This is a genomic window from Mesorhizobium sp. M7A.F.Ca.ET.027.03.2.1, from assembly GCF_003999175.1.
Lineage (GTDB): Bacteria > Pseudomonadota > Alphaproteobacteria > Rhizobiales > Rhizobiaceae > Mesorhizobium.
In genome coordinates, this window is the sequence record NZ_RZOM01000071.1 from 1 (window position 1) to 11365 (window position 11365).

At 61.6% G+C, this 11365-nt stretch carries 16 protein-coding genes and 1 pseudogene; 8 read left to right on the forward strand and 9 right to left on the reverse strand.

The window, feature by feature from the left end; translation table 11 throughout:
• The 4 genes and pseudogenes from EN750_RS05435 to EN750_RS05450 all read left to right on the forward strand — a co-directional run.
• A partial coding sequence (locus tag EN750_RS05435; RefSeq protein ID WP_210212727.1) for a hypothetical protein occupies nt 1–352 on the forward strand: 352 nt, incomplete at its 5' end.
• A gap of 10 nt (nt 353–362) precedes the next feature.
• Nucleotides 363–1333, forward strand: a pseudogene (locus tag EN750_RS40480) (ABC transporter permease).
• Entirely contained in the window at nt 1330–2136 is an 807-nt protein-coding gene (locus EN750_RS05445) for a creatininase family protein (RefSeq protein WP_127395830.1), read from the forward strand. Before EN750_RS40480 ends, EN750_RS05445 begins: the two are co-directional and overlap by 4 nt.
• Nucleotides 2136–3662, forward strand: coding sequence for an aldehyde dehydrogenase family protein (locus tag EN750_RS05450; protein ID WP_127395838.1), 1527 nt, complete (start codon nt 2136–2138; stop codon nt 3660–3662). Before EN750_RS05445 ends, EN750_RS05450 begins: the two co-directional genes overlap by 1 nt.
• 43 nt (nt 3663–3705) lie before the next feature.
• Here the strand turns inward: EN750_RS05450 and EN750_RS05455 are convergent, their stop codons facing one another.
• On the reverse strand, nt 3706–5268 hold the full coding sequence (locus EN750_RS05455; protein ID WP_127395831.1) for a GMC family oxidoreductase N-terminal domain-containing protein: 1563 nt from the start codon (nt 5266–5268) through the stop codon (nt 3706–3708).
• 419 nt (nt 5269–5687) lie between these two features.
• Between EN750_RS05455 and EN750_RS05460 the strand changes: the two genes are divergently transcribed.
• A complete protein-coding gene (locus tag EN750_RS05460) occupies nt 5688–6206 on the forward strand; it encodes a ferritin-like domain-containing protein (RefSeq protein WP_127268257.1) in 519 nt (172 codons plus the stop codon).
• A 135-nt stretch (nt 6207–6341) separates the two neighbouring features.
• Here EN750_RS05460 and EN750_RS05465 read toward each other — a convergent pair whose 3' ends face one another.
• Nucleotides 6342–6539: a hypothetical protein gene (locus EN750_RS05465; RefSeq protein WP_127395832.1), complete on the reverse strand. Its 198-nt coding sequence runs from the start codon at nt 6537–6539 to the stop codon at nt 6342–6344.
• Between the two features lie 266 nt (nt 6540–6805).
• Between EN750_RS05465 and EN750_RS05470 the strand changes: the two genes are divergently transcribed.
• The 3 genes from EN750_RS05470 (at nt 6806) to EN750_RS05480 (ending at nt 8005) form a co-directional block, all read left to right on the forward strand.
• Nucleotides 6806–7204 carry a GNAT family N-acetyltransferase gene (locus tag EN750_RS05470; protein WP_245463656.1) on the forward strand — a complete coding sequence of 133 codons (399 nt, stop codon included), beginning with the start codon at nt 6806–6808 and terminating at the stop codon, nt 7202–7204.
• Nucleotides 7205–7354: 150 nt separating this feature from the next.
• Complete coding sequence (locus EN750_RS05475) at nt 7355–7609, forward strand: DUF982 domain-containing protein (RefSeq protein WP_027036315.1); 255 nt, start codon at nt 7355–7357, stop codon at nt 7607–7609.
• A gap of 69 nt (nt 7610–7678) precedes the next feature.
• Nucleotides 7679–8005: a hypothetical protein gene (locus EN750_RS05480; protein ID WP_127395833.1), complete on the forward strand. Its 327-nt coding sequence runs from the start codon at nt 7679–7681 to the stop codon at nt 8003–8005.
• Nucleotides 8006–8034: 29 nt separating this feature from the next.
• Here the strand turns inward: EN750_RS05480 and EN750_RS05485 are convergent, their stop codons facing one another.
• The 7 genes from EN750_RS05485 to EN750_RS05515 all read right to left on the reverse strand — a co-directional run.
• A complete protein-coding gene (locus EN750_RS05485; protein ID WP_127395839.1) occupies nt 8035–8367 on the reverse strand; it encodes a hypothetical protein in 333 nt (110 codons plus the stop codon).
• A 2-nt stretch (nt 8368–8369) separates the two neighbouring features.
• On the reverse strand, nt 8370–8729 hold the full coding sequence (locus tag EN750_RS05490; protein WP_127395840.1) for a hypothetical protein: 360 nt from the start codon (nt 8727–8729) through the stop codon (nt 8370–8372).
• Entirely contained in the window at nt 8729–9949 is a 1221-nt protein-coding gene (locus tag EN750_RS05495; protein ID WP_127395834.1) for an Nramp family divalent metal transporter, read from the reverse strand. Before EN750_RS05495 ends, EN750_RS05490 begins: the two co-directional genes overlap by 1 nt.
• Nucleotides 9946–10329, reverse strand: a complete 384-nt coding sequence (locus EN750_RS05500; protein ID WP_245481900.1) for a hypothetical protein — start codon at nt 10327–10329, stop codon at nt 9946–9948. The genes EN750_RS05495 and EN750_RS05500 overlap by 4 nt, the downstream gene beginning before the upstream one ends.
• A 229-nt stretch (nt 10330–10558) precedes the next feature.
• Nucleotides 10559–10789 (reverse strand): hypothetical protein, encoded by a 231-nt coding sequence (locus tag EN750_RS05505; RefSeq protein WP_127395836.1) that lies wholly within the window; start codon nt 10787–10789, stop codon nt 10559–10561.
• An 83-nt stretch (nt 10790–10872) separates the two neighbouring features.
• Nucleotides 10873–11091, reverse strand: a complete 219-nt coding sequence (locus EN750_RS05510; protein ID WP_013533184.1) for a hypothetical protein — start codon at nt 11089–11091, stop codon at nt 10873–10875.
• A 4-nt stretch (nt 11092–11095) separates the two neighbouring features.
• On the reverse strand, nt 11096–11365 hold a 270-nt coding region (locus EN750_RS05515), incomplete at its 5' end, for a hypothetical protein (protein ID WP_245482626.1).

The window sequence follows — 11365 nt, forward strand, 5'->3', positions numbered from 1 at the left end:
GCTCTATTTCGGCTGGACGCTGCCACCGACCGTTCCGACCGGCATCTGGGCACGCACGGAAATCATCGGCACGGAAGGCATGATCGACCTCGACGTCCGCGACCACGGTCTACGCATCCTGTCGCGTGGACAGTGGTCGCAACCCGACGCCCTGCACTGGCCGACCGTCAATGGCCGTATCACCGGGGATCTCTTCGAGGAGGTCCACCATTTCATTTCGGCGGTTCGCGACGACACCCCTTTCGTGATGCCGGTCGGCGACGCCCTGCGCGCCGTCGCCGTCAATGATGCGATCCTGCGCAGCGTCAAATCAGGCCTGCGCGAACCGGTCGAAGATTGGCACATCCGATGAGAGGATCCTCATGACCCGCCAACAGAACATCTGGTGCAGGCGCTTTCTCGACCTCTCGCCATTGATCCTGCTGGTCATCCTGCTGGCGATCTTCGCGCTCATCGACGCCCGCATCGTTTCAACCGCCAGCCTCATCAACATCGTCGCCCAGGCGACCCCCATCTCCATCCTGGCGCTTGGGGCTCTGATCGTTCTGCTGACGGCGGGCATCGACCTGTCCGCCGGCGTCGGCGTCGCCTTCTGCGCCGTCTTCATCGCCAGCCTGATCGACGGCGGCGCCGGCCTGCCGCTTGCCCTGCTCGTCGGCTTTGCCGTGATGGTGGTGATCGGCCTCGCGAACGGCGCCGTTATCGCATTGTTGAAGATACCGCCCTTCGTGACGACACTGGCCACAATGGTCGCGCTGCAGGGCGCAACGCTTGCGGTTGCCTCCAAAGGCGTCCTGATGCTGCAGGATCCGACGCTTCGCGCGGTCGGCATCGAGCGCAGCTTCGGCATTCCCAATGTCATCTTCGCAACACTGCTGATCGTCGCCGTAGCAGCAATCCTGATGCGGCACAGCCGTTTCGGGCTGCGTACCTATGCGGGTCGGATGCCGGGGCCGCGGAACTTGCCGGCATCCCGGTGACGAAACACACGATCCTCGTCTATTGCGCCTCCAGTATCTTCGTCTTCCTGACGGCTGTGATCATGATCAGCCGGGTGCCTGTCGTGACGCCCAATATCGGTGGTACCTCGCTGCTTCTGGACGCGATCGCCGCTGCCGTGCTCGGCGGCACCAGTATCTTCGGCGGACGGGGAACGGTGTGGGGCGCGGTCGTCGGCGCCCTGATCGTCAGCCTGCTGACGACGGCGCTTCGGGTGTTCGGCACGGACCCGTCCAGCCTCGAACTCTACAAGGGGGCAATCATCATGGTCGCTCTCCTGGCCGATTCCGGCATGACCTACGCCAAGGCCCGGCTTGTCGAGGCAGCACGATGAGCGAGCCAGTTCCGGCATTGCCGATCCCGCCTGGGTCCAGCTTTGCGCTGATGACCTCGCCGGATACGGAAAGACACGCGACAGCCGGCGTGCATAAACCCGTCGTCATTCTGCCGCTCGGCGCTGTCGAGCAACATGGCCCCCATCTGCCGCTCGGCGTCGATTGCTGGCTTGCGGAAGCGGTTGCGCTCGCCGCGGCGGAAGGACAGGCCTCCATGCGTGTCGCCGAACCTTTCGCCTATGGCTCGTCCGAGCATCATCGCTCCTTCTCCGGCACCATGAGCCTCAGCCCGCAGACCTTCATCGCCGTTCTCGTCGATCTCTGCACCTGCCTTGCCGAAGACGGCTTCCTGCCGGTCATGCTGAACGGCCATGGCGGAAACCGCGCCGCGATCCAGGTGGCGATCACCACCCTTGGCCAGCGTGGCATCGTCACCGCGGGTTTCTCGTATTTCGATCTCATCGCCGACGTGGCGGCGGAGGCCCTGCCCGATGCCGCTACAGGCACCGGTCACGCTTGCGCGCTTGAAACCTCGTTGATGATGCATGTGCTTGGCGACAGCGTTCGCCGCGATCTCATCCCGCCGGGCGGCACCCCGCCATCCTGGCCGGATCCTCACCTTTACGCCGCGCCGGCCGTCACCGTCTGGCGCCGTTTCGAAGCCATCCGCGGCAATGGCGTCATCGGTACGCCGTCGCAGGCGAGCGCGGAGGCCGGCAGCAGACTTTTCATCGCAGCCGTGGAACGCAGCCGCGCCGCCATTTTGAACATCCAATCCGAATTCGGCCAAAGGAACGCATGATGACAGTCCATTTCAAATCTTCTCTCGAAGGCCCCAACCTGCGCGGCATGGCGATCGTCTCGGAGCCGGAAGCAGCCGCCCGCATCGGCATCAACCGCATCGGCGGCGAGTGGATTGCCGGCAGCTCCGGCAAATTCCTGAAAATCGACAGTCCGTCGACGGGCGAGCACCTCGGCTATCTCTCACTTTCCACCCGCGCCGATGTCGGCCGCGCGGTGAAAGCCGCCGAAGGCGCACGCGAGGCCATGCGCAAGATGGGAACCTTCGCGCGGGCTCAGCTGTGCATGCGCATCGCCGACGCGATCGACAGGCGCGCCGAGGAACTCGCGCGCCTGCTCTGCCTGGAACAGGGTAAACCCTTCCACAGCGAGGCAAAGGCCGAAGCATCGGCGGCAGCTCTCGGTTTCCGCAATGCGGCAGAGCAGATGAAGTGGCTGGAGACGGCGGCGTTTCCGCTTGCCGATGCCAACAAGCGCGCCTTCAGCTTCCTGCAGCCGAAGGGTGTCTTTGCCATCATCACACCTTGGAATTTCCCGCTCGCGCTGCCCTGCCTCTATTATCTCGGACCGGCCATCGCAACGGGCAACACCGTCGTCTGGGTGCCGGCGCCGACGACGTCGCTGATTGCCACGGCACTTGTCGAATGCTTCATCGAGGCGGGTCTGCCGGACGGCGCCATCAATCTCGTTCTGGGTGACGGTGCGGAGGTGGGCGACGAGGCGGTCGTTCATCCGGGCACCCATGCCATCGGCTTCACCGGCAGTTCTGTCACAGGCGCGACGATCGCCCGGCGTGGAGCGGGCAAGCCGCTTCTGCTCGAAATGGGCGGCAACGGTCCGACCATCGTGCTGGCCGATGCCGATATCGACATGGCCGCCGCCCAGGTCGGGGCCGGCTGCTTTGCCAATGCCGGGCAGATCTGCACGGCCACCGAACGCGTGCTGGTGCATAAATCCGTCCATGACCGTTTCATCGAAGGTCTCGTGAAAGCGGCCGCGCAGGTGAAAATGGGCGACCCTTTCGATCCCGCGACGACGATGGGTCCGATCAACAATGCGGTGGCCGTCGACAAGGTGCTCAGCCACATCGCGGACGCCCGCGCGCGTGGCGCCGAGATCGTTACCGGCGGCAATGTGGCGTCGGGTTTTGCCACCAATCTCTATTTCGAGCCGTCGATCGTCACAGGACTGACCCGGGAAAGCCTGCTCAATGTCGAGGAATCCTTCGGGCCGATCGCACCCGTGCTGATCTTCGAGACCGATGAGGAGGCGATGGAACTTGCGGCGTCCAGCCCCTACGGCCTGTCGGCCGCGGTCTTCACCAGCACCATCAAGAACGCCTTTGCCTTTGCTGAAAGCCTGAAGGTCGGCATCGTCAACATCAACGAGATGAGCTGCTATTGGGAGCCGCATATTCCTGCCGGCGGCGCCGCCGGGACGCAGAGCGGCCTCGGTCGCACCGGTGGGCGGCACACGCTGATGGAAATGTGCGACCTGAAGACGATTACCGTGGATATCACCCGCTGACATCCAAGGCCCGCGCCTTGTGCGCGGGCTTGCCCTTGAGCTGTCAGATGGACCGGCGCAGGCTGTCGGCCATTTTCTCGCCAATCATGATCGAGGTGAGATTGGTGTTTGCCTGGCAATCGAGCGGCATGATCGACGCATCGATAACCCGCAGTCCTTCCAAACCGTAGACCCGGCATTCCGGATCGACCACGGCCTCGCCGGGCCTTCCCATGCAACAGCCTCCGATCCCATGCTGCGCATCGGAAGACTGCGCCAGCAGGAAATTGTCGACCTCCTCGTCGCTTGCCGTTTCGAGCCATGACAAAGGCAGATCGGAATCCCCCAGCAGGACGCGCTCGGCGATCGCCTGGATCGGCGCCTGCCGGGCAATCTCGCCAAGGTGGCGATAGGCGATACGCATGCGCTGGAGATCCATTGGATCGTCCAGCATGTTCTCTTCCACGAGCGGCTGGTCGAAAGGGTTGGCGGAACGCAGTTGCACGGTGCCGCGGCTCTTGGCCTCCATCAGGATCAGATTGACCATGGCCTCGCCGAACTGGGCGCTGTCGGACTCCACGCCGATACCGCCATGGTTCATGGCGACGTAGAGAATGTCGTCGCGCTCAGCGCCCGGCACGCCCGAACTCATCCGCACACAGCAGTTGGTATGCCGCGCGTCGAGATCGGTCGCCTTGAATCCCGGCTTCAGCTTCAGTTCGATGCGGCAATAAGGATGGTCGAAGAAACCTTCGCCGACCGGCAGGTCGGCAAGCACCTCGATGTCCTTTCGTTTCAAGAGAGCCGCAGGACCGATGCCCGAGCGCTGCAGGATGACCGGAGAGTGGATGGCGCCGGCCGAGACGATGACCAGCGGCGCCTCGAATTTGCGAACCTGCCCGGCCACGATGGCCAAAACGCCGATCGCTTTCCTGCCATCGAAAAGCACCTTGTCCACCGTCGCCTGCCCGATGATGGTAAGGTTCGGCCGGTCGCGGGCAGCTTCCAGATAGCCGTCATTGACCGACACGCGCTTGCCGGCTCGACTGTTGATGGGATAGGTGCAAGCCCCTTCGGCATCCGGAGCATTGAGATCGTCATGCCAGGGATGGCCGAGAGCCATCGCGCTTTGGCGCATGGCCTTGTCGACGCTGCCCCAGCTTTCGACAGGCGCGCGGTAGATCGGAATCGGGCCGCCGCTGCCGTGAAAATTGGCCGCGATCGGGTCATCCTCCAGGCGGCAGAAGAAGGGCAGCACGTCGGCTCCCGACCAGCCCTTGCATCCGATTTCCTCCCAGCGGTCGAATGCATGGAGCACACCGCGAATGGCAATCTGCCCATTGACGGCCGTCGAACCGCCAAGCCCCTTGCCGCGCCAGTAGACCCGGTGTTCCTGCCGCTTCGTGCGACGAGCCATCAGGTCGGGAAACATGTATTGTTGCTGAAAATGGTCGGGAAGAAGCAGGTTGAAGGGATTTGGGCTCGCCATCTCGGCAGGTTGCTCGCCGCTCCGGTAGTCCGGCCCCGCTTCCAGCAAAAGCACGTTCGTGGCAGCATCTTCGGTTAGCCGGGCAGCAAGAACAGCTCCGGCTGCGCCGGCTCCGATAACGATGACATCAAAGGGCATGCCGCACTCCCTACATCCGATCAATGCACGGCTGACTCGACCGCGACATCATGTTGATTTCATTTGCGCACGATCATCTGCTGGCATTCAGGCTCAGCGATGTACGCCGGAACCAACCACCTTAGCCGCGCTGCACGACTGCAAGATCATCATGATTTGTTTTATATGTAAATATGATTTCGTATATGAACTCCCATCTACTCCATATGGCGCGACGAACCCCGGTGCTCTCCGTCACTGCCGGCGATTCTCACACCGTCGTCGTCCATCGCCTTTTGATAGCGATCGGCTCTCGACAAAAGCGGTATTTGGCGTGCTGCCCCTTCCGAGTCGCGCCCAGGGAACAACTGCTTCCATGGAAAGTTAGTCCATGGCTACACCGCCGGTGAGCTTTCATGACAATCCAAGGGAGACAAATCATGGCGACTGCAAAAAGAGCGACGACAAAAGGACTGGAGGCTTTGTTCCTCGATGGGCTGAAGGACATTTACTACGCTGAAAAGAAGATACTCAAAGCCTTGCCGAAGATGGCAAAGGGCGCCGAATCCGAGGAGGTGGCCGCAGCCTTTGAGAAACATCGCATGGAAACCGAAGGCCAGGTCGATCGGCTCGAGCAAGTGTTCGAACTTATGGACAAACCGGCCCGCGGCAAGACCTGTCCGGCGATCGACGGCATTCTTGAGGAAGGGTCGGAAATTCTCGACGAATACAAGGGTGACCCGGCGCTGGATGCAGGACTGGTCGGCGCGGCACAGGCCGTCGAGCACTATGAAATCGCGCGCTATGGCACGTTGGTCGCGTGGGCTGAACAGCTTGGCAAGAGCGACGTGGTCAAGCTCCTCAACGAGACATTGAAAGAGGAGGTCGCGACGGACGAAGCGCTTTCCGGGCTGGGCGAAGGCGGTGTCAATGAGCGCGCCCTGCAGCAAGCTGCCTGACTGGGCGTCGTCGCCCCGGCGCCAAGCCGCCGGGCGACTTCGCGACCCGGCCTCGCGCCCTCTTCGTCGGTACCCTTCAGATGCAATCAGACCCACCCCGATACTTCGGGGTGGGTCTGCTGAAATCACACGCGATCAGCGGTTTTTGTGGCTTTGTTCGCCAGCTTTCACATGCTGTTCGTGGGTTCCACCACGCATGCCGGATTCATCGCCCTGCTGCCGTTGACCACCACCAGAGGCCTGCTGTTGCTGACGGTTTTTGTTGTCGGCGTTCTTGTGGCTCTGCTGGCCTGCCTTCACGTGCTGTTCGTGGCTACCACCTTGATTAGGCATTGTTCTTCTCCTTCACAATCCGCGAGACGACAACCGCCTCGATTGCCTAAGACGAGTAAGGCGCGAACGTTCCCTCACGTAATATTTGTGAAGACCATCAGACAAAGCCCACGGCGTTCGAAGGCGCCCGAGATGGATGCCGGATTTATTTCTGGCGTTGGCAACGAGTTCATCTTGGCCGTGACCGACGTTGCCGGCGGATCTCATGCCTGTGCCCACCAGGAGGAAAATGCATGTCATTCCGATCCGAGAGATTTACAACCACTTTGACCTATAGCGACGATGAAAGAGCGCAGGCCGCCGCAGCGCTCTATCAATACAACATCGCACAGACCGGGATCGACGACCGAGCTGATATCGGAGCGGAGCTTCGCGACCAGTCAGGAAAGACCTGGGGCGGGCTTTGGGGCAGGACGGAGCTTGGGCTCCTGTTTCTCGACATGTTCTTCCTGCCTGAGCAGTTGCGTGGCCAATCCTTTGGCTCACAACTTCTCACGACGATCGAGGAAGAAGCCATCCGGCGGGGCTGCAAGAAGGCCGTCGTGGAGACGAGCAGTTTCCAGGCGCCGCTATTCTACATGCAGCACGGGTTCGAGGAATTCGGCAAAGTCGAATTCGGGATCCCTGGACATGCCCGAGTCTTCCTTCGGAAAGATCTGCTGTAAGTCTTGGGACAGGGCGCACGGATGGCCATCGGCTAGTTGTTTCAAACGCCAGATGCTCTGGAACAAATCGACGAGTGCGGAGTTAAACGCGTCGCGACGCGCAGTCTTGCAGCGACGTGTCGAATAGAGTGCATCCCGCTGGAGAGGCATGTGCGTACTGGACATTTCAGAAAGCCGATTATCATTCAACCTGGCCGGATAGACCGCGACAGGGTTGTGGTTTCGGTGTCGGACGCAGCCGAAGTGCTGTTGCGGGACTGGCCAAAGCCGACATCCGAGAGGCGTCTTGCCGCGATCAGAGCGTGCCTTGCCGTCATGCGAGGCGAAAAGCCGACAAGGGCCGCACGACAGGCGTTCATCGTTGCGGCCAAGGACGCCAGGATTCTGCTGAGCGAGCAAGTCTGACCGTGGTGGGTCGCCTCGCCGGTGCCTGCAAGTGCGACTCTGCCGAGATTGGTTCGAAGGGGAGAGAGCATGGCTAAGGTTTCAGGTCCCGCGCCTGCCGCGGCCAGAGGCGAAGTTCAGGCAGGAGTTACGCAGGACAAGACTCCGGGGTTCGATCCCGCCATTGCCCCGCTTGAGACAGATGCAGAGGCCGCGAACACACAAAACCCGGTCGCTGGGACAAGTCCGCCGCGGACTCGCCCAAAGTTCGAAAACGATGCCAGCTTTGCCGATGCCATGCGCCCTGTCGAAGGCGAGCCGGAGCTGCGGCCTGGCGGCAACTGGCCGGTGTTGGTGATCGCAGCTGTCGTTTTGGTAGCAGCCGTGGTTTTCCTGACGGCAGGCATGTTGCGCTGAGAATGATCCCGACGATGCGGCACCACGACCTACTCCTGGAGGTCTGGCTCGCCCTTCATGCCTGAGAGTTCAGTCATTGGGCACAGCAGCCGCGGTCGCGCGGGATCGGAGATGTCGAGCTTGTCCCAAGGGATACGGTATAGACCGTCGCGGCGGCGCAATCGGAAAAGATCCAGCACCGCCACGCCTATGGCCGAGGCCGAAAGACGCTCGAAAGCAGCGTAGACCCCGACATGGAATTCGGTGACGACGAAATCGTCACCATCCCGTTCGGCGCGGATCTCCTCGATATAACCAACATTCTTGCCGCGCTGCGAGAGTACGCGCCGCCCTGCCAGATGCTCGAGATTAACCGTGATCATCATCAAGCTCCCGGAATGCGCCCGATGACATGGTCGCGCAACCAGTCCTGCCAGGCGAAGATCGACGTTTCTCGCACATCGATGTCGAACTCGATATCGATGCCGATATCCTTCACCTTGTGCCAGGCGATCCGATGCGGCTCGCCATGTTGCCTGCCACCCAGCTTGACCGCGAGCCGCGCCATCCAGCGCCCGGGCCGTGCGCCGAGGCGACGCGCCAGGGTGATGGAGCCGAGCTCGATGGCAATGATCCGGGGCGGCTTGCCAGGCCGCAACTCCGCCACCAGGCCGTCGACCTTGCCGATCTTGACCTGTTCGCGGTCGACCACCTGCTTGTCCAGGAGATCACGCAGCAACTTCATCATGTGCCTCCGAATATCTGCAGCGGGATGGTCACCACCGCCAGTACGAAGCCGAGCGCGATGATGAAGATGACGGCGGCATTCGACAAAATGCCATTGCGATGCTCGCCGACATAACGTTTGTCGTTCAGCAGAAACAGAAATGGGACGACCGTCAGCGGCAGGCTGGCTGCCGTCAGCGCCATGGAGAAGATGGTGAGCCTCAGCGGATCGAGACCAAGCGCGATGGGAATAGCCGCCAAAAGCAATGATATCGTGTAGGTGGCGCTGAAACCCGGATCGTCGCGCGGCTTGCGATCCTCGCCCCAATTCCAGCCGAAACCCTGGGCCACAAGATAGGCCTGTTGCAACCCGACCTCTAGTGCGGCACCGAAGCAGGCAATGGCGAGGGAGGCAACAAACAGCACGAAGCCCCAGAAGCCGAATATAGGTATCAGCATCAACGGCAATTGGTGATAGTCGTCCACTTGGGTGACGCCATGCGTGGCGAGCACGAGAGCGGCCACGATCAACACGCCGATCGAGATGGTCCCCCCGAAAGTCATGCCCAACCCCGCTATGGCCCGATTGGCTCCGAGATAGCCTTTGTCCCACCGGTCCTCGATGGCCCCCGAGGAATAGAACATGAAGAGGTAGGGCGATATCGAGGCGCCGAGAATGCTGACCGCCATGAACCAGTAATTGGCGGCATCGTGGACCGGCAGCGAAGGCACGGCGCCCCTTGCGACTGCCGTCCAATCGGGTCTCAGCATCACCGCTCCGACGACGAAACACAGCGTCACCAGACCGAGAATAGATACGCCCTTCTCGATGAAGCCGAACGTGCCTTTCCAAAGCAGCAGCCACGCCAGCAAAGCCACCGGCAGTGCCCACCACTGGAAGCCTATGCCGGTGGCAAATTCGAGTGCAATGGCGACGCCGCCGATCTCGGCGCACAGCACCAGGAAATTGACCAGCAGGGCGGCAAGCAACGGCCATAGAAAGACGTTGAAGCCGAATCTCTCGCGGATGCCGTCGGAGATCGTGTGATGGCTCACGGCCGCGAACCGGCCGGACATTTCGACAAGGAAGATGATGCAGATGGTGCCGAGCACCACCGCCCAGATCAACTGGAAGCCAAACATCGCGCCTGCCTGCGCCGCCGTCGCCATGGACCCAACTTCGAGGAAGCCGCCGACGCTGGTGACGACGCCGAGGGATATTTCCAAGAGCTTCTTCATGGCTTCGGCGCGAAATAGTTGGCGTAGGCGGTAGCGAGCGAACGCGACGCCAGCCGTAGATCCTGTTGCGCATCTTGGACTTCCGGCCGGTCGCCCGCCTGCAATCCGGCCTCTGCACGTGCCACCGCGACCGACAAATCGTTGACTGCCTTTGTCAGCGAAGCTTGCTCGGCGGGTTCACTGGTTTCGGCGGACCGGATTTGCGCCCCGGCATCGGCAAGCGTCTTGCCGATCGATTGCAGCGTACCCGCCGTGTATGCGGTCGGCGCCGCCCCTGCCGCCCAGGCGTCCAGCGCCATCAACACGGTCTGCGATGCGGAGGCCGCTGTTCGTGATTGCTGCTCGATCTGATCGGAAGACGAGCATGCCGACAACATCATCGACAGCAAGCACAAGCAGTCGAGCCTGAGATAGCGGCGTCTAACGATTAAATTAGGCGTTTGGTGCGCCACCGAATAGTCTCCCCCGACCCAACAAAACCGTGGCCGGCGTAAATCTGATCTAGAGCATTCGTCGGGTCCGTCAACGACCGCGCCCGCCGATCCGGAGCACGAGGCGGCGAGCCAGGTCCCGATCGGTTTCAATTGCCGCATCAGCGTAAGCTGAAGGTCAGGCGGGGCGATCCCCGTTCGGAGCGTCTTGGATTCTGTATTCGTGAATGAGGCCGAGAACCTGAGTTCTGACTGTGTCGCGCGCGTCGGGCTGGATGAAAAACATCAGCCGTTCGACCGCTTCAACGACTGCTTCGGGCAGATCCGAACCCGCATCGGTGAATTCGCTGCCATGCTCGTACATGTTGTCCGTCAGTTTCTTGTCGAGGTCGGAAAGGATGCCCATCATCCACACTCCAGATCCGTGCTGTATCGAACTCACTTCGGCACCGTCACCGCGACGTCGCCTCGCCTGTTGCTGCCGGCCGTCGATCACTGCTGCCCCGGCATTTCCGTGTTTTCCCTGGGATTTTTCTGGACGCCGGCAGCCGGGGCGGTATCCGCGGGGGCATTGCCGCCCTGGTTCTGCTCCGGCGCGCGTTTCAGCGGCGAGGTCTGCCAGCCCATATCGACGTAGAAAAAGCCCACGACGAAACCAACAATGATGACCGCCGCTATCACCAGCGAGATTATTGCGTTGCGCCGCTCCATAGGCCTAGCCACCACTTGGCTTGGGAGATGCCGGCTGGGTTGGCTGCGTACCTTGCTGGTCGCCGCCGGTGCTGGTCTGCGGCGTCGGGTTGGTGTCCGTCGTGGGATTCTTGTCGACGGGCTGGCTGTTCGTAGTATCCGTCTTGGACTTGGCTGGATCGGCATTGTCGTTGCACCCCGCCAAGGCGAGCAATGCCGCTGACATCAAGAACACTCCCCTCATGCTGATTTCTCCTGGCTGAGTCCGGGCGAAGCCGCCTGCCAATGACCTATC

Bases quoted from the DNA above. Each gene is read 5' to 3' on its own strand.
- EN750_RS05445 (WP_127395830.1), top strand. From the start codon at position 1,330: ATGAGCGAGCCAGTTCCGGCATTGCCGATCCCGCCTGGGTCCAGCTTT.
- EN750_RS05450 (WP_127395838.1), top strand. From the start codon at position 2,136: ATGACAGTCCATTTCAAATCTTCTCTCGAAGGCCCCAACCTGCGCGGC.
- EN750_RS05455 (WP_127395831.1), bottom strand. From the start codon at position 5,268: ATGCCCTTTGATGTCATCGTTATCGGAGCCGGCGCAGCCGGAGCTGTT.
- EN750_RS05460 (WP_127268257.1), top strand. From the start codon at position 5,688: ATGGCGACTGCAAAAAGAGCGACGACAAAAGGACTGGAGGCTTTGTTC.
- EN750_RS05465 (WP_127395832.1), bottom strand. From the start codon at position 6,539: ATGCCTAATCAAGGTGGTAGCCACGAACAGCACGTGAAGGCAGGCCAG.
- EN750_RS05480 (WP_127395833.1), top strand. From the start codon at position 7,679: ATGGCTAAGGTTTCAGGTCCCGCGCCTGCCGCGGCCAGAGGCGAAGTT.
- EN750_RS05485 (WP_127395839.1), bottom strand. From the start codon at position 8,367: ATGATCACGGTTAATCTCGAGCATCTGGCAGGGCGGCGCGTACTCTCG.
- EN750_RS05490 (WP_127395840.1), bottom strand. From the start codon at position 8,729: ATGAAGTTGCTGCGTGATCTCCTGGACAAGCAGGTGGTCGACCGCGAA.
- EN750_RS05495 (WP_127395834.1), bottom strand. From the start codon at position 9,949: ATGAAGAAGCTCTTGGAAATATCCCTCGGCGTCGTCACCAGCGTCGGC.
- EN750_RS05500 (WP_245481900.1), bottom strand. From the start codon at position 10,329: ATGATGTTGTCGGCATGCTCGTCTTCCGATCAGATCGAGCAGCAATCA.
- EN750_RS05505 (WP_127395836.1), bottom strand. From the start codon at position 10,789: ATGATGGGCATCCTTTCCGACCTCGACAAGAAACTGACGGACAACATG.
- EN750_RS05510 (WP_013533184.1), bottom strand. From the start codon at position 11,091: ATGGAGCGGCGCAACGCAATAATCTCGCTGGTGATAGCGGCGGTCATC.